The sequence below is a fragment of the Nitrosophilus labii genome (assembly GCF_014466985.1).
Classification (GTDB): domain Bacteria; phylum Campylobacterota; class Campylobacteria; order Campylobacterales; family Nitratiruptoraceae; genus Nitrosophilus_A; species Nitrosophilus_A labii.
Window position 1 is genome coordinate 1,905,367 of sequence record NZ_AP022826.1, and the last position, 23,292, is coordinate 1,928,658.

Sequence of the window (23,292 nt, forward strand, 5' to 3'; positions counted from 1 at the left end):
TTTAGTTTCTAAAGTATTTATAAATTATCTTCGATAAAAAAATGAATGTTGTAATAGATGTTCCTATCAATGCAAAATTGAGAGCGAAACTTTTACCATAATATTCCCACAAATAACCGATGGCGTAAGCCCCTAGAGAGCCAAACAGTGCTATTGCGGCATAAAAAATACCGTAAACGCTTGCTTTGTTGTCACAAAAAGAGGCTATATATGCTCTGTTGGCATTTAGTGAAAATACGGTAAAAAGTCCTAAAAAGCCAAAAGCCATCCATATAAATATATCTTGGTTTAGATTTAAAAGAAGTAATGAGAGTATGCCAAATAGATATGAGATAATTAATGCTGTATAGTGCCCTGTTTTATCTATTATGATACCAGATATATAGCTTGTTAAAGTTTGAGTTAGAGTAGATACGATGAAAAGAAGAGGTATAAATACGGTATCTATACCGACATCTTTTGCTTGCATAGTGAAAAAAGCCTCATTGAAGAAGAAAAAGATAAATATAAAGTAAAAAAACAGATTACCCACAACTACTTTATCTTGGTCTGTAAGTTTAAACTCTTTTTTCACCTTTTTTTTAGGAGCATCTTTTACAAAAAATATAACAATAAAGAGGGCGATAGCTCCGGGAATTATAGTAGCATAAAATATGTTTCTGATTATCTCTTCACTTTTTCCTAAAAAATATAGAAGCAAAAATAGCAAAACCGTCCCCAAGAGTTCACCGGCTATATCTAAAGTTTTGTGAAAACCAAAAGTTTTTCCCATCTGACTTTTTTTACCATAATTAGCAATCAGCGCGTCTTTTGGAGCCGAACGTAAAGCTTTTCCTACTCTCTCAAACGCTTTTAGAACAGCAACGCTTTTATAAGAGGTTGCAAATCCCATCAATGGTTTGCTAAGAGCAGACAGAGCATAACCGGCTACTACTAAAGGTTTAACTATGCCGTATCTATCAGAGATGTATCCACTTACGAGCCTTAAGGCGTATGAAACCAAAGTAGCAATAGCGACAATGATGCCAAGTTTGTCCACTCCTTCGTTTAGATAAACCACGATAAATATAGGAAGAATCGGATTTATCATTGCACTGGCAAAATCAGTGAAGAAACTTACGAGTCCAAGGTAGATTATATTTTTGTTTATCAATATTTTCTCCAAAAGTCTTTTGTTAATAAGATGATAAAAGTGTAAAACTCCAATCTTCCGATTATCATAAAGATAGCCAAGAGCACTTTATCAAAAGATGAAAAAAAACTAAAATTTTGCGTAGGACCCACATCCGCAAAACCAGGACCAATGTTACCTATACAAGCGATAGAAGCACTAAAAGATGTCATAAAAGTATAACCTTTTGCGTACAAGTATAGAGTTAAAGCGGTGTTTGTAAGGGCAAAAAGAAAGAAAAAAGCGGTTACGCTGCCTAAAATATGGCTTGATACTTTGTTGTTATCTACAAATATTCCTATGACTGCATTTGGATGAAGTATCTTTTTTATTTGAACAAAAAGATTTTTAAACAATACCACATATCTTATCACTTTCACTCCTCCAGCCGTAGAGCCTGCATTACCTCCTATAAGCATCGCTACAAAGATAGTAGCCGTTGCAGCATATCCCCATTTTTCATAATCCAGTGAGGCAAAGCCGGTTGTGGTCAAAATGGATGATATCGTAAAAAAGGAGTGGGTGAGTGAGTAAAAAAGAGAATCGTTGCTTTGTATTAGATGTAGCAGTGTTAGGGTAAAAGATAGGGAAAAGAAAACTATGAGATACCACTTAACCTCTTCACTTCTATATCCGCTAGTATCTTTTTTTAAAAATTTAAGATGAGCGATGAAGTTGATACCGGATAAAAGCATAAAAACGGTTGTTGTCCATAAAATTAATGGATTATCTTTCCAAAATCCCAAGGATTCATTTTTTGTTGAAAATCCTCCAGTTGAAATAGTAGAAAAAGCATGATTTACTGCGTCAAAGAGGCTCATACCTTCAGCCCACAACAGAATAGCATCTATAACCGTTAAAAAAATATATATTCTCCAAAGTCTTATTGCGGTATCTTTTATTTTAGGTGTAAGTTTTTCCATTTTTATACCGGTAGATTCGGCTTTGAAAAGCGTCATAGAACCGGTTGGGTTTATCAAAGTCAAAAGTCCTACACCTAAAACTATAATACCCATACCTCCAAGCCAATGCATAAGGCTTCTTAGCATCAAAGTTGTATGTGACAAAGATTCTATATCTGTAAATATTGTGGCACCAGTAGTGGTAAAACCGCTAATAGCTTCGAAAAAAGCATCGGCAAGTTTTATATCGGTAGTTAGATATAAAGCTCCTCCACCGGCAATTCCAAGTAAAATCCATATAAGATTTACGGCCAAAATAGACTCTTTTATCCCCATTTTAAAAGGATGGTTTGATAAAAGAGAAAATATTGAAAAATTGATACCTAAAAAAATTAGATTGGATATTAAAATGGTTTTTACCTCTTCATGATAAATGAAAGCACAGATTATAGGTATAAAAAAAAAGAGTGAAAGCCCAATGCCGATAGCGCTTATAAATTTAGTTAAGCTTTTTATAGATTGTAGATCCAATCTTTTATCTTCTCCTCTAAATAAGACTTTAAGAAAATCACTATCAAATCTCCCTCTTTAAGAGTTATTTTATCGGAAAAATCAAAGATTACCCCGTCTCTTACATAAAAAGAGAGCAAATCTTCAAGCTTTAAAGGTTTTATGGTTTTACCGATAAGTGTTGAATTTGGAAATATTTTTCTCATAAAAATAGTTCCTCTTCCGCCGCAATAGTGCTTTTCGGTAATAATAGAACTTGAGCCTATTTTTTCCAGTATAGAGTAATAAGCGTTTGATTTTGGACCTCTTACGGCTACGATACCTAGTTTGTGCATTAGATAGTATAGTTCCATATTGTTGTTTATGGCAACTGTTTTTTTTACTCCATACTCTTTCGCTTCTAGGCATTTGATAATATTTTCTTCATCTTCATTGCTAGTAGCTATTATCATATCGGCGTTTTTTATATTTTCCTCTTCATATAGTGAATGCTCAATATATTTACTATTTATAACCATCACTCTATTTTGTAAAGCTTCAGAAGCTCTTTTACAAAGAAATGGATCTTTTTCTATTACTTTGATCTCTACTCTCTTTTCTAAAAGGGCTTTTGCTATTTCAACTCCTAAAATATCTGCACCAAATATAGCTACTTTATTCAACTCTTTGGGAGTTTCGGTATCAAGTATTGAGCATAGTTGTTTTATGGTACTTGTTTCCCCGAAAAGATAGATAAGATCATTTTGTTTTATACGATCGTTTTTTTTAGGTATAAAAAACTTTTTTTCTCTCTCAAAGCCTACTACAACCAACTTTTCATTGTTTAAAAGGTGTAGATAATCGATACTAAGTTCACTATTTTGTACTTGCACAGATACAAGTTTATAGTCTGTAAATATAAAATCTTTTACGTTGTTGGCTTTTGAAAAATCCAAAAGAGACTTTATTGAAAGTGCCGTGGAAACAAAAGGAAATACCGCATCGTCAATTCTAAGTTTTTGGGCAATTGAGCTTTTTGCAAAATATCTGTTTCTAAGTCTGATGATTTTTCTTTTTACGTCTATTATATCGTCTGCTATCAATGTTGAGAGTATATTGGCTTCGTCGCTGTCTGTTACGGCTATAAATATATCGAAACTCTTTTCTATTAAGATTTTATAAGTATCGGGGTCTTCTATATCTCCTGAAATTGGCATTATATCTATAGCCTCTTGAAGTCTTCCCAGTGCATTCGCATTTCTATCTATAACGGTAACATTATGTTTCAAAGAGAGAGTCTTTGCAAGTCTGTAACCTACTCTTCCGGCACCTGCAATTATAATATCCATACTTTTGTCTTATTTTTAAGATTTTGTTATTTTACAATACCTTTTATAAAAAAGTCACAGGCCTCTTGCGCAAACTTGTCTAGATGTTGATCGTAATTAAGCCAATATTCGATATATCCGAAGGTGAAAGAGTGAAACAGACAGGCTAGTTTTATGTAATCGTCGGTTTTTAGATTTTCCATCTTTTCAAACTCTTTTGCCAAAATCTCATATATCTTTAAAGCCGGGTTACCCTTGTTTGCATTAAGTTTTGCGAAAAATAGAGGATCACCGGCAACTGTATCTTTTAAAAGGTTCACTTTTGACTTGAATGTTTCAAATTTTAGTTTAACGAAAAACTCTAATCTTTCCCTAGGTGACTCTATTCTCTCAAAACCTTTTTTAAGATTTTTAACGAACGTATCTATTTGGTATTTAACATATTCATAAAAAAGTTCGTCTTTTGAAGAAAAAAAGTTATATAAAGCACCTACGGATATACCGCAATGTGCCGCAATATCAGCCATTTTCGATTTTTCGAAACCGTTTTTTTCTAAAAATTCTCCAGCTTTTTTTAAAATCAACTCTTTTTTATATTCTCTTATCTTATCTTTTAAATTCATTCTATACCTTTAAAATTCTGTTACTTTTTTCCCTCTGTATATCCAAACGAAAATGATAGGAATGAAAACCAACGTCAAAAAGGTTCCAACCATCAACCCGCCTATCGCAACCGCTCCCAAAGGGGCAAGTCTCTCTAGTCCGATTGCCCATCCAAGAGCGACAGGTAACATCCCGGCTGTCGTAGCAAAAGCGGTCATCAACACGGGTCTAGTTCTGATCTTAATACTCTCGACCATTGCATCCATTGCGTCTAATCCTTTTTTCATCCCTAAAAGAGCGAATTCTATCAAAAGAATCGCATTGTTTACAATAATACCGCTTAAAAGTATAAAACCCATCATAGCAGGCATTGAAGTATGATAATCCATCAAAAGCAAAATCCAGCTAGCGCCTATTAAGGTTAAAGGGATGGAAAAAATGATCAAAAGCGGGGCTCTAAAAGAGTTGAACATAGGTACTAACGTTAAAAATATAAGCCCTATCCCGAAAGCTACCGCTTTAACCATCCTTTTGGCGGAATCTTCAAACTGCGCAATATCTCCCGTGTGAGTCATCTCTACATTTTGTGGCAGTTTTACATCTTTAAAGGCTTTATCGAAATTTTGCATAATATGAGAAATAGCAGCTTTTTCTCTAAAGCCGTAAACATCAACTGTATATTTAAGACCTTCTCTGGTTATAAGACTCGGTTCTATCAGCTTTTCTATTTTTGCAAATGCAAAAAGCGGTACTTTTCCTTTTGGTGTATCTATAAGTATAGTTTTGATTAGTTTTAGAGCCTGTTTTTGTTCCTCACCTCTTACTCTTATCAAGATATCGTTGGAGTTATCAACAGGCTTGAAAGCTGCAGGAGTTCCTTTTAGATAGAGACCTATCTGCTTGGCAATCATATCTGAGGTAAGATTGTAAGTTAGAGCTTTTTGCTCGTCAATAATGAGTTTATATACGGTTTTATCAAGATCCCAAGTTTTGGCTACGTTAACAAGTCCTTGAGTATTTTGCAAAACTTTTAAAAGTTTCTCTGAAGAAGTTTGCAGAGATTTTATATCCTCTGAACTTAGCATTACGTCAACATTTCCTCTTATGCTGGAAAGTGCGGTAGCACCGTAATCGAAAACTGTGAAATATTTGATATTTGGTATTTTTTGTAGTTTTTCTCTTATTTTTCTTTCTATATCCCAGATACTCTCTTCTCTTTCAAATCTGTTTACGTAAGCGGCGGTTATTGCGATTTGATCTATACCGCTACCGCTACCGATACTCAAAACACCCGGTTCGCTTCCTATGCTTGCGGATACTCTAAGTACTTTGCCGCTTTCATATACAGCTTGATTTATCTTTTTAAGAGTCTCTTCGCTTTTTTGGATTGGCAAATTTGGGTCCATAGTAACGTTTATTTTTACTATACCCGTATCCATAGGCGGCATCAGCTCTTGGCCTACAAGCGGCATTACAACTCTAGCGCTTATAATAAAAAGCAAAAGCAGTGTTACGAAATATAAAAATGCTATAGGTCTGCTTTGCATAGCTGTCTTTGCGAGAGTTATGAAGAAATTTCTTGCTGCATTATTAAAACTGTTTGTTATTTTTGCAAAAAGATCTTCAGCTTTTAATATCAAAGGAGATTTTATTGCCAAAAATTTCAAACTTAAAAGAGGAACCGTAGTTATTGATATAACATATGAGGCCGCCAAAGCTATCAGTAGTGTTGAAACTAGGGGTCTAAAAATTGTTTGTGGATAGTCTCCTACAAACATTATAGGAAAAAGTGCCGCCATTGTTGTTATAGTGCCGCTTAAATCGGCAAACATTATCTCTTTAGTGCCTTCAATCACCGCTTTTTGGATAGGTTTTTTGAGTTCTTTGTAGTGCCGCTCAATATTTTCCATCACTACAACCGCATCATCTAGCAATAGTCCTAAAGCAAGTATTATGGCTGTTAAGGTTACGACGCTAAACTCTATCTCAAATAGATACATCATAGATACAGTTGCGGCGTAAACCAAAGGGATGGTAAAGAGTACCACTAAAACCTGTCTAAATGAAGCGAGAAAAAAGAAGGCCACTATGGTGGACATTATGATGGCGTCTCTTAAGGATTCGAACATATTTGTAATGCTCTGTTCAATCGTATCTTTTTGAGTATCGGTTATTTCAAACTCAAGTTCCGGATAGGCTGCTTTTATAACTTTAAGTTTTTCTTCTACGCTGTTTATCGTTTTTATAACATCGGCATCTATGGATCTCTGTATCGATAGTGCGATTGCGGGTTTGCCATTGCCGTAATATAGTGCACTATTGTCATAATGTCCATAATATACTTTTGCCACATCTTCTAAAAGAAGATTATCAGTTATGTGGATTTTTTTTATCTCTTCAAGATTTTCTCTTTTCCCTTTTGATTTAAGCAAGAATCTACCTCTAGGGATATCTAAAAAACCTATCGCGTAGTCTTTGTCGTTTTTTGAGAGTACGCCTAAAATACCGTCGAAGTTTAAAGAGTATCTATCAAGAAGATTTTTGTCGACTTCGATGAGAATCTCTTTTTCAAAACCTCCAAAAATCTCAACGTTTGAAACGCCTTTAGTTTTTAAAAGCTCGTTTTTTATCCGATTTTCGCAAATCTCTCGTACTTCTACCAAAGAACCTTTTTTAGAAGAGACACCGATAGTGATTACTGGAGGCGTTGCCGCTGTGATTTTGTGAATTTGGGGCTCTTTGATATCCGTAGGGAGAGAAGATCTGATTTTGGAAATTGCGTTTGCAACATCACTAGCTGCGCTCTCTATATCTTTTTCATACTCAAACTCCGCTCTTATAACACTTACTTCGTCTATGGTTGTAGAGTAAACTCTTCTTATTTTATCCAGAGTATAGAGCTCTTTTTCAACCGGAACTGCCACATTGGAAGCCAAATCTTTTGCGCTTGCGCCCGGCCAAATGATAACAGTAGCTATTTCGGGTCTATTTGAATCGGGAAAAAGTTTTCTATCTATGGAGTTGTAACCGTATATGCCCAAAAAGAGAAAAAGACCCAGTAATGAGATAATAAAATAGGGTCTTTTTAATACTTTTTCGATCCAATTGCTATTCATAACTTATAGCCTTTACCTGTTTTAGAAAAAATAGTCTAGAGAGCTTGTCATTGCTTCCTATAGCGATCGGTTCTTTAATATCAGGAGATATAACCGCGTAACTTTCGTTTTTGGCCAATATTTTTATCTTTTTTGGATGAAAACGACCATTTTTATATACAAAAACATAGTTTTCATCATCTTTTTCTAATATAGCCTTAACGGGGATTGCAGTCCCTTTTGCGCTTTTTTGGACAACTTCTACTTTTATATCGATGTTTTCGGGTAGATTTAAAGAGTTGCTCTCTATTCTGGCTACGGCTAAAGCTTTTTGTGAATTTGGAAGAATTTTTGAAATTTTTGCTCTTTTATTTTGGATATATACACTCATCCCCTCTTTTATATTGTTACTCATAGAGAGGGGGAATTCAAACTCGACTCTCTTTTTTTCTCCAAGTAACTGGAGTATAGGTTTGCCCGGCATAGCTAAGTCCCCATCTTTTAGGTATATTTTTCCTACGGTTGCGTTTAGGGGAGATTTTATGGATGTATAGCGAAGTTGTGTTATTTTAGATTTAAGCCCCGCTTTTAAAGCTTTTAATTCTTCCTCTTTTGCTTTTAAACTCTTTTTTGTAGATTCTAGTTTGGACTCTTTTAGATCCATCATAACTTTGGAAAGGTCTAGTTTCTCTTTTGGCAAAGCTTCCGCTTCATAAAGTGCTTTGTTTCTTTCATATACCTCTTTTGCGTATAGATAATCGTTTTTTAAAGCAAAAAGTGTACTTTTTATGGAATCGATAGAGAATTTTAAAGCGTTTATGGAGGCTTGTTGTGCTTTTATGGACTCTTTTAGCTCTTTATCGTCGATTTGTATTAAAATATCGCCTCTTTTTACCTTATCGCCTTCCGATACGTACACTTTTTTTATAAAACCACTAAGTTTGGAAGAGATTTGCGGATGCAGCGCGGAGTAGTATCTACCAATAAATACTCTTTTTTGCTCAACTTCCATATTTTTGGGTTTTGCTATCTCAACAGTAACCAGTTTGGCTTTAGGGGTTGGAAGTGAGTTTAGTTCCTCTTTTTTCTTTTTAATGACTACCAAACCTGCACCTACTAAAAGGATTATTGTTATTAGTATTAATATCTTTTTCATTTTTCACCTGCCGTTATGTAATTGAGATATGCTTTTTGAATACTTAGATCATATATAGCCTCATACAGATCGCTTTTTGCTTTTTCATATTTTGCTATTGCGTATAGTAGGTCGTACATATCGGATGCCCCTTTTTCGTATTTAAGTTTTTCAGTCTCTTTTATCTTTTTAAGAAGTGAAAGCTGCTTTTTTGTAGAAACTATCTTGGCTTTTGCGATTGCAATACGGTTTTTTGCCTCTTCGATATCGCTTTTTAGTTTTAGTTCCGTATCTTTTAGTTTAAGTTTTGAAATCAAATAAGAGATTTTCGCTTTTTGATGTTCTGCTTTTTTATATCCGAAATCAAAAATATTCCAGTTTAAGTTTACTCCACCTTGCCAGAGCTCTTCTTCGACCCCTTTTGCCATATTTTTACCATAGTATAGATTTAGAGAAATTTTTGGGAAGTAAAGAGATGATGCTTTTTTAATGGCTTTTTTGGCCTTTTTGCTCTCAAGAAACGATTTTTTATAAACATAGGTTTGTTTAGTGTCGTTAATATTTAAAGATACTGCTTCTTCCGCGGGCTTTAGCTCATCTATGCTATCTACGCCCATAAGATAGGCAAGTTTAGATTTTAGGATTTGGATATTTTTTTCAAGATTTGTTATACTGTAGATAACGTTTTGCATATCCGAAGAGACTTTTAAAAGATCGATTTTTGCTTTTTTGCCGAGTTTTATACCTGTTTTTGTATCTTGATAGAGTTTTTCAAGTGCTTTTTTATAGCTTAAAGAACTCTCTTTTTGATTTTTCAAAGATAGGATTTTATAGTAGAGTGATTTGATGTTGTAGATAAGTTGCTCTTTTGTCAGTTTTAAGTCTATTTTTGAAACGTGTCTGTTTATATCGGCGATTTTAACCGAACTTAAATCCGCAAAACCGTTAAATAGCATAACTTCATAGATAGTTCCCATACTTGTTATATCTTTGCTTGAAATAATATCTGCAGTTATCGGAGGTACTATTGGGGCTAGTGTCCTTGGAATGTTATATTGCGTATAGCTTCCTACAAGAGTAATTTTCCCGAAATTTTTCGATTTTTTTGAAAGTTTGTCTTCCTCGGCTTCCAAAATTTTCTCTTTTTGGATCTGGTATAGAGGGCTTTTTTTCAACGCCGTATCTATTGCCTCTTCCAAGGTAAGAGCATATATATGATTTATTAGCAAAAAGGGGAGTAGCAAAAGTTTTCGCATGGATTTACCTATTTTGGATTTTTTATCATTATGCCCTATATAATAAAACAATATTCCTTAAATAAGAATAAGCTAATAAAAAAATGAATATAATTCATTAATTAGGTGTGAGTGTAAGTGTGAGTGTGGGTAATAAAGAATACACTAATTCCTAATTCCCAATTCCTAATGTCCAATGTCCAATGTCTAATGTCCAAAAAAAAGGAATACTATGAAAAAAATCGGTTCAATTTTACTGATAATGTTGATTTTAATATTTAGCTATATAGCTTATGACTATATAAGTTATAGAACTAAAAATGCGGTAAGTGATGCTGCGTTTATTAAAACGGATACACTTTTGACTCTCTCTTTCAAAGTTGACGGTAAAGTAGTAAAAATGTTAAAAAAAGAAGGTGATAGCGTGAAAAAGGGAGAACTTTTAGCTCTTATAGACGACAAAGATTATAAAGTCGCTTTAGAGAGAGTAAAAAAAGAGATTGACTCTTTAGTTAAAAAAGAGGAGGTTCTAAGCTTAAAAAGAGAGAGAATTAAAAATGAACTAGATATCAACGAGGGACTAGCAAAAGATAAAATAGAGTACCTAAAGTCTAAGATAGAAGCTTTTAAGCTAAAAATCTCAGCAGATACTCAAAATCTTAAAAAACTTCAAAAAGATGAAAAGAGATATAAAAAACTTCTTCATGAAAAACTAATATCAAGAAACGATTATGAAAAAGTAAAGACTAAACTAGATTCACTAAAAGATCTAATAGCGGCACAAAACAAAGAGATAGGTTCTTTGTACGTGGAACTTGAAAGTGCCAAAAAAGGAGTCCAGCTCAGTACAGTAAAAAAGAGAGTTTTATCTGAGCTAGATAAAGAGATAATATCTTTGAAAAATAAAATAGAAGCTCTTAAAAAAAGAGCGGAAGAGCTCAAAAACAAAATTTTTTATTGTAAGCTTTATGCACCTACGGATGCAATAGTTGCAAAAAAGTTTATAAACAAATCTTATGTCATAAAAAGAGGCTATCCGGTTTATTCTATAGTTAATCCTAAAGATTTGCATGTTGAGGTATTGCTTAGCGAAAAGAAATTAAAAGGGGTAAAAGAGGGTAATAGTGTTAAAATCAAAGTTGATGCATATCCAAACAAAGAGTTTAAAGGAGTAGTTCAAAAAATTCTCCCAGCTTCTGCTGCCACCTTCAGCCTAGTCCCAAGAGATATAGCTAGCGGTGAATTTACAAAACTGGATCAAAGATTTACCATTCGTATAAAAATTCTAAATCCTACTGAAGATTTAAGAGTGGGGATGGGAGCTACTGTCGCTATACAAAGGAACTAGGAAATTGGAATTAGGAATTGGAGGAAATAATGGTTGAGAAATTAGGACAATTAGAAATTTATAAAGATGCTATTAAATTATCAGATATTTCTTGGCAGATTTATCAAACTCTTCCGAAAGAGTTTAGATTTAATATAGGTAAACAATTATTAAATTCAGCTGACTCGATTGGTGCCAATATTGCAGAGGGTTTCGGTAGATTTCATTTTAATGACAAGATTAAATTCTATTATAATGCCAGAGGAAGCCTATTTGAAGTTAAACATTGGATATTTTTGTTACATAAAAGAGAGTTAATCGATATTTCAATAAAAAATGATATTTTAAATTTATGTGAAAAATTGGGAAAACAGTTAAATAAATTTATTTTTAAAAGTAGGAAAAATAATGCCTAATTCCAAATTCCCAATTCCTAATTCCGCTCAAAAGCCTTGGGAAATAACAACCAAAGAAAGGATAGTCTATACTATTATCGTTATGGTCGGTGCTTTTATGGCTATACTTGATACTACGGTAGTAGACGTTATAGTTCCAAAACTCACGGGCCCTCTTTCTACAGATATGTATGGAGTACAGTGGATCATAACTAGTTATATGGTAGCTGCAGCCGTCGGTCTTTTAATATGTGAATACCTTATAAAAAAGTTTGGTTCTAAAAAAGTTTATTTAGCCGGTGTTGCTATGTTTAGTATAGCCTCTATGTTTTGTGGGCTTTCAAATACCCTTGAGACTATAATCGTAGCAAGGGTAGTGCAAGGGGTTGGAGAAGCTCTTATCATGGTTACTAGTCATGTAATGATTTTTTCATATTTCCCCCCTAAGATGAAGGGACTGGCTATGGGGATATTTGCCTTGGGAGTAAGCTTCGCTCCTGCTCTTGGGCCAACCGTAGGGGGGTATCTTACAGAATATTACAACTGGAGAATGGTATTTTTCATAAATGTTCCCATAGGAGTTATTTTAGTGGTTGCGGGGTTAATCTATCTCCCAAAAGATAGGTTTTTTGAGAAGATGAGTTTTAATTTTAAAAGTTTTACTTTGTTATCTATAGCAACCGTCTCTCTTCTTATTATGCTAAGCCGAGGACAGCAGCTTGGTTGGTTTAGTTCTATAGAGATAGGGATTTTGCTCTATATCGCGATAGTAGGATATATTTTGTATATTTTAGCCGAGATGCATTCAAAGAAGAGTTTGATAGATTTTTCTCTGTTTAAAAATGCTGACTTTACAAACGGCATTTTTATCTACTTTTTTATTCTAGGGTTTAGTATGTATCAATACTTTTACCTTTTGCCGGTATATTACGAACATATAAAGATGCTTCCTACGCTAAATGCTGGAATAGCGATATTTGCTTTTGCACTTTTTATAGGTATTTTCTCTCCAATAGCAGGAATTATGAGTGACAAGATAGGGGCAAAAAAAACGGTGGCAATTGCTGCTGTTATTTATCTTTTTACTTCTTTTTTTCTGCTTCCAAATCTAAACTATTATACACCTATGACACAAGCCATTTTGCTAACCGTTCCTTTTGGAGTAGGTATGGGTATGTTTTTTGCACCTGTAACAGTCTTGATTTTGCAAAGTGCACCACATAACAAAAGTGAACTAGCAATTGTACTTATGGACTATGTAAGATTTGTAGGCGGAAGTTTTGGAACTGCTCTTGCTACAAACAATATGGAGTATTTTAAATCTTTAAATTTTGACAGAATGGTCGAGATACAAAATATTGAATATATAAGACTCTTTCTAGATGAGGCTAAAGAGTTTTTAGGGGTTACGAAAGAGCTAATAGAAGAGGTTTTTAGAAACTACGAACTTTTTATGAGTTACAACTATGGATTTTATAATACTTTCATGCATGCGGCATATTGGGGACTTCTTGGAAGTCTGTTTGTTTTGCTGCTTTTTTTCAAAAAAGATTTGAAAGTTAAAAAGGAAGAGTGATGAAAAGATATATTTTTATACTATTGCCTCTTTTTTTGAGTGCTGATAGTTTTGAGGAGATATTGAATAAAATAGAAAATAACTATCTTTTGAAATCCAAAAACTATGAAATAGAAGCAAAAAGAGAGATTTACGAGTCTCAAAAAGGAAAATATCTTCCTAAAGTAGATGCTTCTTTGAAAGCTCTTTATCTGCAAGAGGAACCAAAACTTTACGTGGATTTGAAAGTTCCGGGACTACCTGAATATTTTCAGGCAGCATCCATAAATCAATATATAGGTGAAATCTCTTTGACCTATCCGATCTTTACTGGTTTTGCCATTGAAAATGTAGTAGAGAAATCTAGACTTGATATGCAAAAAAGTGTACTTGAAAAAAACGACCTAAAAAGAAATCTTTATATAAAAAGTGCCAAAATCTACAGTTTGATATACTCTTTGAACTATGCTATTAAGGCTACTAAAGAGGCTTTGAAAGCGATAGAGCTAGCTTATAAGAAGGCGAAAGGTTTTTATGAACAAGGTTTGATCCCTCCAAGCGAAATATACAACATAGAAGCAAAAAAGTATGAGATAGAGTCTATTTTGAGTGAGTATAGAAGTAAAAAAGAGTCGATGCTCTATATTCTTGGATATTTGACAAATGATAAGATAGAAGATGTGGAAGGATTGAGAGATATTAAGTTGGATAGAGTAGCTATAAAAAAGGCGATAGAGTCTAGAGAAGATGTTTTGGCTATAAAAAAAGCTTTAATGACTGATGAAAAAGATATAGCTTTGGCTAAAAGCAATTTCTATCCTAAACTTTTTTTCAAAGGGGCTTTGAGAAAATATGGTAGTAACCTTGAGCTAAACGGAGACGGATATAAAAATGCAAATGAGAGTTATGTAGCGTTTGAGATTTCTCAAAACATTTTCAACGGCCTTAGCGATAAAAAGTCTTTAGAGGCGGCAAAATATAAAAAGATGGCGAGAATAGCATATTTAAGAGACTACAAAAGTAAGATCGAAAGCTCTTTGAAAAGTGACTTTAAGGTTTTAGACTCTTTAAAAACTAATCTTATTTCAGCAAAAAAAAGAGTTAAAGCGGCAAAGAGTTATTATAAGTTGATAGAGGGACGATTTCAAAACCAACTATCCAGCGCGGATGAGCTTAGCAGAGCTATAGCGGACTTAGCAAAAGCTAAAGCGGAAGTAGCTAGGGTAAAGTCGGCAATCTTTAACCAAAAATGTAAAATTTTGCTTGAAGGTTCACTGGAAACTTTCAAAAAGAGTTTTGGCAAATGAGTAAAAAACTTTTTTTACTTATTTTACCTTTTTTGCTGTTGGCATTTGATATATCTAAGATAAAAGATAGGCAAAAGTCGGCGATGAGGAAGCTTTAAGACTAATGGGATTATTTTACGAAGAGGGGATAAGTGTTGAAAAAAGTGTGCAAAAAGCAATCAATTTTTATAAAAAAGCTGCCCAAAAAGGAGATTTAGAGGCAAAGATAAAACTAAAAATCTTACAAAAAGCTAAAAAAATTTCAAAAAAAGAGCTCAAAGCGAAAGAGATAGAGGATTTTCAAACTGTAGTAAACTCTTTGATCAATAGATATGATAAAAAGAAAAGAGCTGTTTTAAAAAGAAAGTTTTCTGATAAACTTGGATTGTATCCATATAAAGAGAACTATTTTTTACCTTTTGCCTATGATTTTGACGAAAAAAAAGAGATAGAAACCAAAAAGAGGCTAAATTTCAATTTAGTGTAATAAAACCTTTTTTTTATAATCTTTTAGGAGCAGATGAAATATACGCTTTTGGATATACTCAACAGTCAAACTGACAGATATACTCAAACTCTTCTCCTTTTAGAGAGACAAACTACGAATCTGAAATTTTTGTGATGGTGCCTACGTTCTACTTAAAAGAGTTTCCTCTTATAGGGTATAAAATCATTTTAAATCACCAATCAAACGGACAGCCGGAATGCCCTTCAAGATCTTGGAACAGAATAATTCTAGAAGGAATTTTCGAATACAAAAACATAATACTCTCTTTACAAGGCTGGTATAGAATACCAGAGCCTAAAGAGAGTGACGATAATCCCGATATTCTCTCTTATCTGGGTTATGGGCAGTTTAGTTTAGGGATTCCTATAAAAAATCATTTTGTAAAGATAAAGCTTAGAAACAATCTTCGTTCTGATAACAATAGAGGTTCAGTTCAGATAGACTGGTCGTTTCCTTTCTTTTTGTTTAAAAAAACTTTTGGATATATTCAGTATTTTAACGGATATGGAGAGAGTTTAATAGATTACAACAATAATGTGAACAAGGTTGGATTTGGAGTAATGTTTGCAAGGTGATATAAGTTGGATTTGCAAAATCTGGATTAAAATATTTTAACAGTTTCAAATGAGATTATAATTTGCTAGGTTTTCCCAGATAAAACCCTTGAGCATAAGTAATTTCAAGATTTTCCAAGATTTTTAGAATTTTCTCATTTTCTACAAACTCTGCTACTATATCAATATCTAAATCTTTTGCGAAAAGTGTAATCGATTTGACAATTGAATATGAGATTTTTGAATTTTCTATCTCTTTTATTAAAGAACCATCGATTTTTAATATGTCTATAGGTAAAAATCTAAAAATTTCGAAGTTTGAATATCCACTTCCAAAATCATCAATAGCTACTTTTACTCCATAGCTTTTAAGTTGCTCTAGTCTTTTTCCAAGCTCTTTTTGATTTGTTAAAGATTCATTTTCAAGAAGTTCAATAGTAAGATACTTAGAGAGTGCTAAGTTATTTTCAATCTCTTTTAAAATAATAGAAAAAACCATATTATCAGTAATATCGGAAAGATTTAGATTTACGCTGATATTCTTTTTAGTTTTTTCTATTTTTTCAAAAATGATATTTAAAACCTTTTTTGTTAAAGAGTTATAGATAGTTGTATACACAATTTTTTCTAAAAAGGCTCCAGGGTATATAAGATCGCTATTTTTGTCTAAAAGCCTAACTAAAGCTTCATATTTTACTATTTTGTTATTTTTTATATTGTAAATAGGTTGAAAATAGCAAACAACCCTATTTTCATCAATAGCTTCTTTGACAAAATATATATCTTTGTATGTTATTTCTATAAAATTTTCTTTTTTACTCCAAACTACTTTATTTCTTCCTCCTCTTTTTGCTTTATATAGCATTTCATCTGCTATTTTTATAGCTTCTTTAATGGTTTTAAACCTTTCGGGATGTAGTGTTATACCTATAGAAACGGTAATATTTATTTGATAATTTTCATATTCATAAGAAAAGTTTTCTATAGTTTTTCTTATTCTCTCTGCAACTTTTAAAATCTCTTTTTCATTTTCCGGTTTTTTTAAAAAAACTAAAAACTCTTCTCCACCATATCTAACTATGATATCCTCTTCTCTTAAAATTGTTTTTAGAATATTTGCAAATTCTCTTAAAATAAAATCGCCCGCTTTATGTCCGTAAGTATCGTTTATGTTTTTAAAATGATCAATATCTAACATTAAAATAGCATAATTATTTGGATTTATGTTTTCAAGAAAATTTCTTAAATAAACTCTGTTATAAACTTGAGTTAAAGAGTCGGTTATGGCGTATTTTTTGGTTTTCAAATATAATATATACTGATATAGCAATATCAAAAAGAGTGCAAGAAAAGTTAAAAATATATAATTGAAAATAGATTTTACAGAGTTTAAAATTTGTGAGATCGTTGCTGGAAGTTCGCTAGTAAAATCTACTGCTATTACTCCTTCAACTTTAGAGTCTATTATGATTGGTCTTAAATATGTTATATAGATAAATTCGGAGCTTTTGTGAATAATAACTTTATCTTTTGTAGTATAATACACCTCATCCCAGCTTTTTTGATCCACGTCTAGTTTTTGATCAAATTCTCCTCTGTCTTCGTTACTGCCGTCAAGCAGATATCTATATCTGCCTTTTTTATCTCTGTATAGAATATATACATAATTATGAGGAGAAGCGGCTGTTAATGAGAGTGAGTTTTGTAAATATTCTCTTAATTTTTCATCACTTTTTAGTTTTTCATATAAATTGTTTTTAAAATACCCTTTAATAAACTTTTCTATATTTTTAGATACCTCTTTTACATGATGTACAAAAAGATCGTTTATACTTTTGCTAATCTGTTTTTCAATAGAATGGGTAGAAATAAATAGATAAGAGATTAAAATCAAAATAGTTAAAATAAGTATGCCTACAATTTTATTTATATGTTTCAAACTCTATCCTCTATATATTTCTCAAAATTTGAAGGAAGAGTTATATTGAATTTTTCTAGATTTTTTCTTAAAAATATTATATTTGGTCTTCCTTTTTGCCAAAAAAATCCTCCTATTACTCTGTCTTGATAATCTTTTAATAAAGTATATTTTCCTACAAAAATAATAGCTTTGTCTCTTTTTTCATCTTTTAAAGTTTTTGTGTTATAAACAAAAAGAATATCAGCGTTTTTATAATTATTGGTTAGTTTTACTAAATTTATTTTACGAAAAAGCTTTTTTTTGTGATGATTATCCACCCATATTTTAATAATCTTTTTTTGAGGGAATAGTGCTTTTAATATAGTGCTATATATCTCTTTTTCTATTTTGGTTACTGAAGCTATAAGGTTAATAACCAATACTAACAATATAACAATTTTTTTCAAAATAGGTACTCCAAATTGATTATAAATCTATGATCTGTTAGCGGATATGTGTTGTTAGTTTTTCTATATGCTTGTTCAAAACCATTATTTAAAATATTTTCACCTCTTATACCTATGCTTAAATCTTTGCTGATATGATATTTAAGAGAAACGGTATAGTCAAGTGAGCTTTTGACATGCATTCCGTAATATTCGTAAGAGTTTTTGTATAAGAATTCGTTGTAGATGTCAAATTTGTTAAATTTATTAAATACTCTTAAATTTATATGTAAATTGGGAGAAAGATTATCCTTAGAGTTTTCTCCTTTAGTAATATAAATAAGCAGTCTATCATTATCGTCTAAAAAATATTCATAATTTATTTCTATAAAATTGAACTTAACTTTATCATTTATATTGAAATAGCCGTAAAAAGGATCATAAAGAATTTTATCTTTTAAAACTCTGTTTCCTAATTTAACTCCAAGTTTGTATTTATTATCATAATAATCGGCCCCAATAGTTGAAATTATAGCTTGTGGATATTTTAAATGCGGATTGGTTATTAAAGGGTAGTTTTCTTTAGAGTAAAAAGTATAAAATTGTGGTGGAGTATAAGTTTTTGTGAAAAAAGTTTTTAGTTTTAGTTTGCCTATCTCTTTTATAAAGCCTATTCGAGAAATAAGCTTGTTCTTTGAATCTACCTCTTTGCCATATCTATAAAAATCCCCTTTTATAGAAAAAATTAGTGATGAGTTTTCACTAACTCTATAACTGTTTTCGGCATATAATGAGTAAAGATTTAAATGGTTGTCAAATTTCGTACTTTTATCGTCAAATTTACCTTCTGCCTGAAAACCTTTATATTTGTAAAATCCTCCAATAAGTAGACTGTTTTTGTCTGTAGTAAAAAATTTTTTCCAAATTAGAGAAAATATGGTGTCTTTAAACTTTATTTGGTATCTATCCACATATCCTAACGATGTATAAATCTTGCTTTCGTCCTCATAAACCCTGTCATAATCGAGACTATCGTAACTTATATCAAACTCGATTCCTTTTATTTTTTTATCGATTTTTATATAAGTATGTCGAGCGTCAAGGCCTCCTCCAGTAGGGTGATAAAGAGCCCCGTTCCCTAAAAATGGCGCTTTATCTTGTTTAAAAGATGCAGCTTCCAAACTAAAATCTTTTAAACTATATTTAGTATAAAATAGATAATCATTTTCATCTTTTTTTATATCGAATCCATCATTATGATATGTTTTGCTATTTATGTCTTTACCATGTAAATATAAAAATAAAGAGCTGTTATCAAAATAAGTATTGGCTATATACGTATCTATCCCAGCACTGCCAAAAGAATCTGTTATAACTCTTACTTTTTTCCCTTCTTCTCTTTGCGCTAATTTAGTATAAACTTTTATAATGATCACTCCTGCTTCGTTACCAAATTCAATCGAAGATGTTGCTCTGTAGACTTCTATATGATCTATAAACTCAACGGGCATATCTCCCCATATTAGAAGAGCACTTCCAAATGATGCACTGGATAAATCGTGATCATTAATATAGAGTCTTACTGCAGAGGGTGGAATATAGCTTGTTGAAGCAGCGGTAAATAGGTATAGTCCATTTGGCGCTATGGTATAGTTAAGTCCCGGGATAGTTTTTAAAATATCTTTTAGGCTGTATGCTTGCATATATTCTAAATCTTCTCTTGTGTAAATATATACAAAACCAGCTGTATCTATTTTTGTTATTTTGGAAAGTTCGGACTCTTTTTTATACTGTTCAAGAAGTGAATCAAGGTTTTGCGAAAAAAGAGACAAGGTGATAATGAAAAAAAAGGGAATATATTTCATATTTTTTCCTGATCTAAAAATTAATTATTTTTTATATATTTCTATTATCTACAAGATTAACTGAAAATTAACTAAAAAGAGGAAAAAATGAGTTTTTAAATATTTATTTTCTATGCATTAAAGCTGCCTCAAAGAAAAAAATTATATCTTTTATTGGAAACAGTATAGTTAATTAATTTAGTAAAAATTTTTATATTTTTAATAAATATATAATAGAAAAACAACCCCTATAAAAATTCTGTATATTCCGAATGGAACAAATGTGTGCTTTTTAATAAACCCTAAAAACCACTTAATAACAAAAAGAGCAACTATGAAAGCGGTTATAAAGCCAACTATTAACAGGAAAATATTTGAGCCGTCAAATTCGTGATAATTTTTCAATATATCATAACCAGTTGCTGCGAGCATAGTAGGTACGGCCAATAAAAAGGTAAACTCTGCCGCAATCTTTCTTTTAAGGCCTATCAAAAGTCCGCCTATGATAGTGGCACCGCTTCTAGAAGTACCTGGTATCATGGCTAAAGATTGAAATAGTCCTATTAAAAAAGCCTGCTTGTAGCTTATATCTTTAATATCTTCTATATGATACTCTTTTTCTTTATAAAAATACTCCACAATCAAAAAAATTACTCCACCTATGATGAGCATATAAGCAACGGTTTGTGGCAAAAAAAGCGATTTGATGATTTTATATAGTGTAAAACCCAAAACAGCCGTAGGTAAAAAGGCGATTATCAGTTTTTTCCATAAGTTAATATCTTTAAAAATTTTATCTTTAAAAACGAAAACCACAGCTAATATTGAGCCAAGTTGTATTATGACTTCAAAGCTTTTTTGAAAAGCGCTCTGTTCAAGTCCCATTAACTTTGCGGTAAGTATCATGTGTCCGGTTGATGAGATAGGTAAAAATTCGGTAATCCCTTCTACTATTCCAAAGATAATAGCTTGTATAATATCCATTGGTTTCCTTTGGTAAAAAGTGACCAGTAATCAGTGATCAGTAGTTAGTAAACAGTGATAACCGATTACTCATTACTCTAAAGGTTAAAAATGAAAATAAGTGCAGGTATTTTACCATTTAAATGCCATAAAGGGGATTTAAAAGTTTTTTTGATCCATATGGGTGGACCTTTTTGGAAAAATAGAGACGATGGAGCTTGGAGTATAGTTAAAGGTGAAGTTAGAGAGGGAGAAAATATTTTAGTTGCCGCTAAAAGAGAGTTTTTTGAAGAGACCGGGAAAAAGATTGAGGGAGATTTTATCGATTTAGGAGAGATTAAAGCTTCAAATAAAATCATTCATATTTTTGCGATAAACAAAGATTTAGATACCGATATAAAGTCTAACTATTTTGAGCTAGAGTGGCCTCCTAAATCGGGAAAAATTCAAAAATTCCCCGAAGCAGATAGAGCCAAGTGGTTTGATATTAACGAAGCAAATAGAAAGATTGTAAAGTCTCAGAAGGTCTTTTTGGAGAGATTGAGAGAAAAAATTTGCCGATTATACTCTTTTTGAAATTAATTGAAAATAATTGTAAAAGTATTTAAATCATCTTTGTGAGTATATGATAATTTGAAGTGATGAAGCTTTAAAATTGCATCAACAAGATAAAGCCCCAATCCGAAACCGCTGTTTTGTCTCTCTTTTGTGAAAGGTTCTAGATAGAAACGAAAATCTTTTTTTAGTTTATTGCCTTTGTTTATAAAAATTATTTTATTTTCAAAAACTACTATTTTTATCTTTCCATCTAGTGAATATTTGATGCCGTTTTCTATAAGGTTTTTTATAGCTATACTCAAAAGTCTATAGTCTGCCTTAATTTTAGGATTTTGATGATACGCTACTTCAATAGTACTATTGTCGAACATGCCCAGATTTATCGCTTCCTCTATCAATTGATTAGTTTTTAAAAGTTTTAAGTCGGGTTTTATACCAGAATCCATAGTTTCAATTGCGGCAAGTTCGTTGATGAGTGAGTTTAATCTCTCAAAAATATTTATAAGTCTTTGTTTTTGTTTTTCATCATCAATCATCTCTGCTGTAATTCGACCTTTTGTTATTGGGGTTTTAAGTTCATGCATAATGTTTCTAAGAAGAAGCTTTCTAGAGTTCATTATATTTTTTAGTGAATCTATAGCGTTTTTTAAAGTTTGAGCGACTTCTGCTATTTCACTGCTTCCTTTAATGTCTAGATTTAGATTTAGCTCTCCTTTTGAAAATTTTTTAAGCTCTTTTTGGATTATTTTTAGCGGTCTTAGTTTTATAATAATCGCTATATAGGCAAAAAGCAAAAGAACTGCTATAAATCCAAAAATTATTATATATAAAGTATAATTTGTATCTTTTTGAGAAATATCTTTTAATAAAAGAGAGTTGCCAAAACTCTGTATAAATATGTAGTAGCTGCCCTTATATTTTAAAAGCCATATTTGACCGAAAGGTGTAACTCTTTTTTGTATTTTTTTGGAATTTTTTAGTATTTTTATGGCCTCTTTCGGATATGTGATAGACTCTAGTTCGATAGATTTTAGCTCTTTGACTAGTTTGTTAGGATTTTGAGTGGTTTTTAGCTGCCAAAGAAGGGTTTGCGAAACAAAATCGAATCTTTTTTCTATAGAGTATAGAGAACTCTTTTTTTCATATATTATAAAAAGATAAAAAGATGCGGCCATTCCTACGAAGGCTATTAAAAATATGAAAGTTATAGAAATAAATATTGATTTTTTCATCTTGCTTTATACGAATTTATATCCGATTCCTCTAACCGATAAAATATATTTTGGATGTTTCCTATCTTCACCAAGTTTCTGTCTTATTCTGCTGATTATGACATCTATGCTTTTTTCGTTTGAAAAAGGATTTAAAGAGTCTATATTGTTCAAAAGTTCATCTCTTGAGATAGCTTTTCCTTGATTTTTTATTAGATAAGAGAGTATTTCATACTCTGCCGGCGTCAAATCCAATATTTTATTTTTATATCTGATCTCTCTCGCTTTTTCGTCTAAAAAAAACTCTTTGTGCTCTTTTTTTGGTATTTTTCTTCTTAAAATAGCTTTTAGTCTCGCTTCAAGCTCTCTTGGATTGTAAGGTTTTGGTAGATAGTCATCAGCACCTAGTTCAAGTCCTATAACTTTATCTGTTATATCGCTTCTTGCACTTGAAATAATTATGGGAATATCGCTAAACTCCCTTATCTTTTTCAAAATTTCCAAACCATCCATATCTGGAAGAGTTAGATCCAAAATCAGAGCATCAAAATCTTCGTTTTTAATTGTTGAGAGAGCGATAAAAGGATCATCAAAATTTACCACCTTTATATTGTGGGTCTCCAAAAATTCGGAGAGTATCTCGGCAAGCTCTATATCGTCTTCTATCATAGCAACTTTCAAAAGCTTTTCCTCTGCTTAAGTTTTTAAGTTTCAAGTGTTTAAGTTGGAAGTTTGAATATTATAAGTTTCAAGATTTCAAACTTCCAACTTCCAATTTCCTCACTTA

The 23,292-nt window shown here is 31.9% G+C and carries 18 protein-coding genes and 2 pseudogenes; 7 read left to right on the forward strand and 13 right to left on the reverse strand.

Annotated elements, in window-relative coordinates:
* Window position 1 precedes the first annotated feature (1 nt).
* The 7 genes from NIL_RS09685 to NIL_RS09715 are packed head-to-tail and all read right to left on the reverse strand — an operon-like array spanning window position 2 to window position 9,979.
* Window positions 2–1,153 (reverse strand): MFS transporter, encoded by a 1,152-nt coding sequence (locus tag NIL_RS09685; protein ID WP_197972084.1) that lies wholly within the window; start codon window positions 1,151–1,153, stop codon window positions 2–4.
* Entirely contained in the window at window positions 1,150–2,604 is a 1,455-nt protein-coding gene (locus NIL_RS09690; protein WP_187647563.1) for a TrkH family potassium uptake protein, read from the reverse strand. The genes NIL_RS09685 and NIL_RS09690 overlap by 4 nt, the downstream gene beginning before the upstream one ends.
* Window positions 2,586–3,911, reverse strand: coding sequence for an NAD-binding protein (locus NIL_RS09695; protein ID WP_187647564.1), 1,326 nt, complete (start codon window positions 3,909–3,911; stop codon window positions 2,586–2,588). The genes NIL_RS09690 and NIL_RS09695 overlap by 19 nt, the downstream gene beginning before the upstream one ends.
* Before the next feature lie 26 nt (window positions 3,912–3,937).
* Complete coding sequence (locus NIL_RS09700; RefSeq protein ID WP_187647565.1) at window positions 3,938–4,513, reverse strand: TetR/AcrR family transcriptional regulator; 576 nt, start codon at window positions 4,511–4,513, stop codon at window positions 3,938–3,940.
* 9 nt (window positions 4,514–4,522) lie between these two features.
* Window positions 4,523–7,609: an efflux RND transporter permease subunit gene (locus NIL_RS09705; RefSeq protein ID WP_187647566.1), complete on the reverse strand. Its 3,087-nt coding sequence runs from the start codon at window positions 7,607–7,609 to the stop codon at window positions 4,523–4,525.
* A complete protein-coding gene (locus tag NIL_RS09710) occupies window positions 7,602–8,744 on the reverse strand; it encodes an efflux RND transporter periplasmic adaptor subunit (RefSeq protein WP_187647567.1) in 1,143 nt (380 codons plus the stop codon). Before NIL_RS09710 ends, NIL_RS09705 begins: the two co-directional genes overlap by 8 nt.
* Window positions 8,741–9,979, reverse strand: coding sequence for a TolC family protein (locus NIL_RS09715; protein ID WP_187647568.1), 1,239 nt, complete (start codon window positions 9,977–9,979; stop codon window positions 8,741–8,743). Before NIL_RS09715 ends, NIL_RS09710 begins: the two co-directional genes overlap by 4 nt.
* Window positions 9,980–10,190: 211 nt before the next feature.
* Between NIL_RS09715 and NIL_RS09720 the strand changes: the two genes are divergently transcribed.
* The 6 genes and pseudogenes from NIL_RS09720 (at window position 10,191) to NIL_RS09750 (ending at window position 15,604) form a co-directional block, all read left to right on the forward strand.
* Window positions 10,191–11,306, forward strand: coding sequence for an HlyD family secretion protein (locus NIL_RS09720; protein ID WP_187647569.1), 1,116 nt, complete (start codon window positions 10,191–10,193; stop codon window positions 11,304–11,306).
* A 29-nt stretch (window positions 11,307–11,335) separates the two neighbouring features.
* Window positions 11,336–11,701 (forward strand): four helix bundle protein, encoded by a 366-nt coding sequence (locus NIL_RS09725; RefSeq protein ID WP_187647570.1) that lies wholly within the window; start codon window positions 11,336–11,338, stop codon window positions 11,699–11,701.
* A complete protein-coding gene (locus NIL_RS09730) occupies window positions 11,694–13,256 on the forward strand; it encodes a DHA2 family efflux MFS transporter permease subunit (RefSeq protein ID WP_187647571.1) in 1,563 nt (520 codons plus the stop codon). Before NIL_RS09725 ends, NIL_RS09730 begins: the two co-directional genes overlap by 8 nt.
* A complete protein-coding gene (locus NIL_RS09735; RefSeq protein WP_187647572.1) occupies window positions 13,256–14,542 on the forward strand; it encodes a TolC family protein in 1,287 nt (428 codons plus the stop codon). Before NIL_RS09730 ends, NIL_RS09735 begins: the two co-directional genes overlap by 1 nt.
* Window positions 14,543–14,642: 100 nt before the next feature.
* Window positions 14,643–15,008: pseudogene (locus NIL_RS09740) on the forward strand (hypothetical protein); the annotation flags it as partial.
* Window positions 15,008–15,604: pseudogene (locus NIL_RS09750) on the forward strand (phospholipase A). The pseudogenes NIL_RS09740 and NIL_RS09750, both read left to right, overlap by 1 nt.
* A 55-nt stretch (window positions 15,605–15,659) precedes the next feature.
* Here NIL_RS09750 and NIL_RS09755 read toward each other — a convergent pair.
* The 4 genes from NIL_RS09755 to NIL_RS09770 all read right to left on the reverse strand — a co-directional run bounded on the left by NIL_RS09755 (window position 15,660) and on the right by NIL_RS09770 (window position 20,757).
* Window positions 15,660–17,522, reverse strand: coding sequence for a bifunctional diguanylate cyclase/phosphodiesterase (locus NIL_RS09755; RefSeq protein WP_187647574.1), 1,863 nt, complete (start codon window positions 17,520–17,522; stop codon window positions 15,660–15,662).
* Window positions 17,519–17,950 carry a hypothetical protein gene (locus tag NIL_RS09760; RefSeq protein WP_187647575.1) on the reverse strand — a complete coding sequence of 144 codons (432 nt, stop codon included), beginning with the start codon at window positions 17,948–17,950 and terminating at the stop codon, window positions 17,519–17,521. The genes NIL_RS09755 and NIL_RS09760 overlap by 4 nt, the downstream gene beginning before the upstream one ends.
* Window positions 17,947–19,794, reverse strand: a complete 1,848-nt coding sequence (locus NIL_RS09765) for a TonB-dependent receptor plug domain-containing protein (RefSeq protein ID WP_187647576.1) — start codon at window positions 19,792–19,794, stop codon at window positions 17,947–17,949. Before NIL_RS09765 ends, NIL_RS09760 begins: the two co-directional genes overlap by 4 nt.
* Window positions 19,795–19,992: 198 nt before the next feature.
* Window positions 19,993–20,757: an undecaprenyl-diphosphate phosphatase gene (locus NIL_RS09770; RefSeq protein WP_187647577.1), complete on the reverse strand. Its 765-nt coding sequence runs from the start codon at window positions 20,755–20,757 to the stop codon at window positions 19,993–19,995.
* A 90-nt stretch (window positions 20,758–20,847) separates the two neighbouring features.
* Here NIL_RS09770 and NIL_RS09775 point away from each other — a divergent pair, with 90 nt between their 5' ends.
* A complete protein-coding gene (locus tag NIL_RS09775) occupies window positions 20,848–21,312 on the forward strand; it encodes an NUDIX hydrolase (protein WP_187647578.1) in 465 nt (154 codons plus the stop codon).
* A gap of 2 nt (window positions 21,313–21,314) precedes the next feature.
* On the opposite strand, the gene NIL_RS09780 is transcribed toward NIL_RS09775, so the two are convergent.
* Both NIL_RS09780 and NIL_RS09785 read right to left on the reverse strand, forming a co-directional pair.
* Window positions 21,315–22,526, reverse strand: coding sequence for an ArsS family sensor histidine kinase (locus NIL_RS09780; protein ID WP_187647579.1), 1,212 nt, complete (start codon window positions 22,524–22,526; stop codon window positions 21,315–21,317).
* Between the two features lie 6 nt (window positions 22,527–22,532).
* Window positions 22,533–23,174, reverse strand: a complete 642-nt coding sequence (locus NIL_RS09785) for a response regulator transcription factor (RefSeq protein ID WP_187648642.1) — start codon at window positions 23,172–23,174, stop codon at window positions 22,533–22,535.
* Window positions 23,175–23,292 lie beyond the last annotated feature (118 nt).

Bases quoted from the DNA above. Each gene is read 5' to 3' on its own strand.
- NIL_RS09695 (WP_187647564.1), bottom strand. From the start codon at position 3,911: ATGGATATTATAATTGCAGGTGCCGGAAGAGTAGGTTACAGACTTGCA.
- NIL_RS09700 (WP_187647565.1), bottom strand. From the start codon at position 4,513: ATGAATTTAAAAGATAAGATAAGAGAATATAAAAAAGAGTTGATTTTA.
- NIL_RS09705 (WP_187647566.1), bottom strand. From the start codon at position 7,609: ATGAATAGCAATTGGATCGAAAAAGTATTAAAAAGACCCTATTTTATT.
- NIL_RS09710 (WP_187647567.1), bottom strand. From the start codon at position 8,744: ATGAAAAAGATATTAATACTAATAACAATAATCCTTTTAGTAGGTGCA.
- NIL_RS09715 (WP_187647568.1), bottom strand. From the start codon at position 9,979: ATGCGAAAACTTTTGCTACTCCCCTTTTTGCTAATAAATCATATATAT.
- NIL_RS09720 (WP_187647569.1), top strand. From the start codon at position 10,191: ATGAAAAAAATCGGTTCAATTTTACTGATAATGTTGATTTTAATATTT.
- NIL_RS09725 (WP_187647570.1), top strand. From the start codon at position 11,336: ATGGTTGAGAAATTAGGACAATTAGAAATTTATAAAGATGCTATTAAA.
- NIL_RS09730 (WP_187647571.1), top strand. From the start codon at position 11,694: ATGCCTAATTCCAAATTCCCAATTCCTAATTCCGCTCAAAAGCCTTGG.
- NIL_RS09735 (WP_187647572.1), top strand. From the start codon at position 13,256: ATGAAAAGATATATTTTTATACTATTGCCTCTTTTTTTGAGTGCTGAT.
- NIL_RS09765 (WP_187647576.1), bottom strand. From the start codon at position 19,794: ATGAAATATATTCCCTTTTTTTTCATTATCACCTTGTCTCTTTTTTCG.
- NIL_RS09770 (WP_187647577.1), bottom strand. From the start codon at position 20,757: ATGGATATTATACAAGCTATTATCTTTGGAATAGTAGAAGGGATTACC.
- NIL_RS09775 (WP_187647578.1), top strand. From the start codon at position 20,848: ATGAAAATAAGTGCAGGTATTTTACCATTTAAATGCCATAAAGGGGAT.
- NIL_RS09780 (WP_187647579.1), bottom strand. From the start codon at position 22,526: ATGAAAAAATCAATATTTATTTCTATAACTTTCATATTTTTAATAGCC.
- NIL_RS09785 (WP_187648642.1), bottom strand. From the start codon at position 23,174: ATGATAGAAGACGATATAGAGCTTGCCGAGATACTCTCCGAATTTTTG.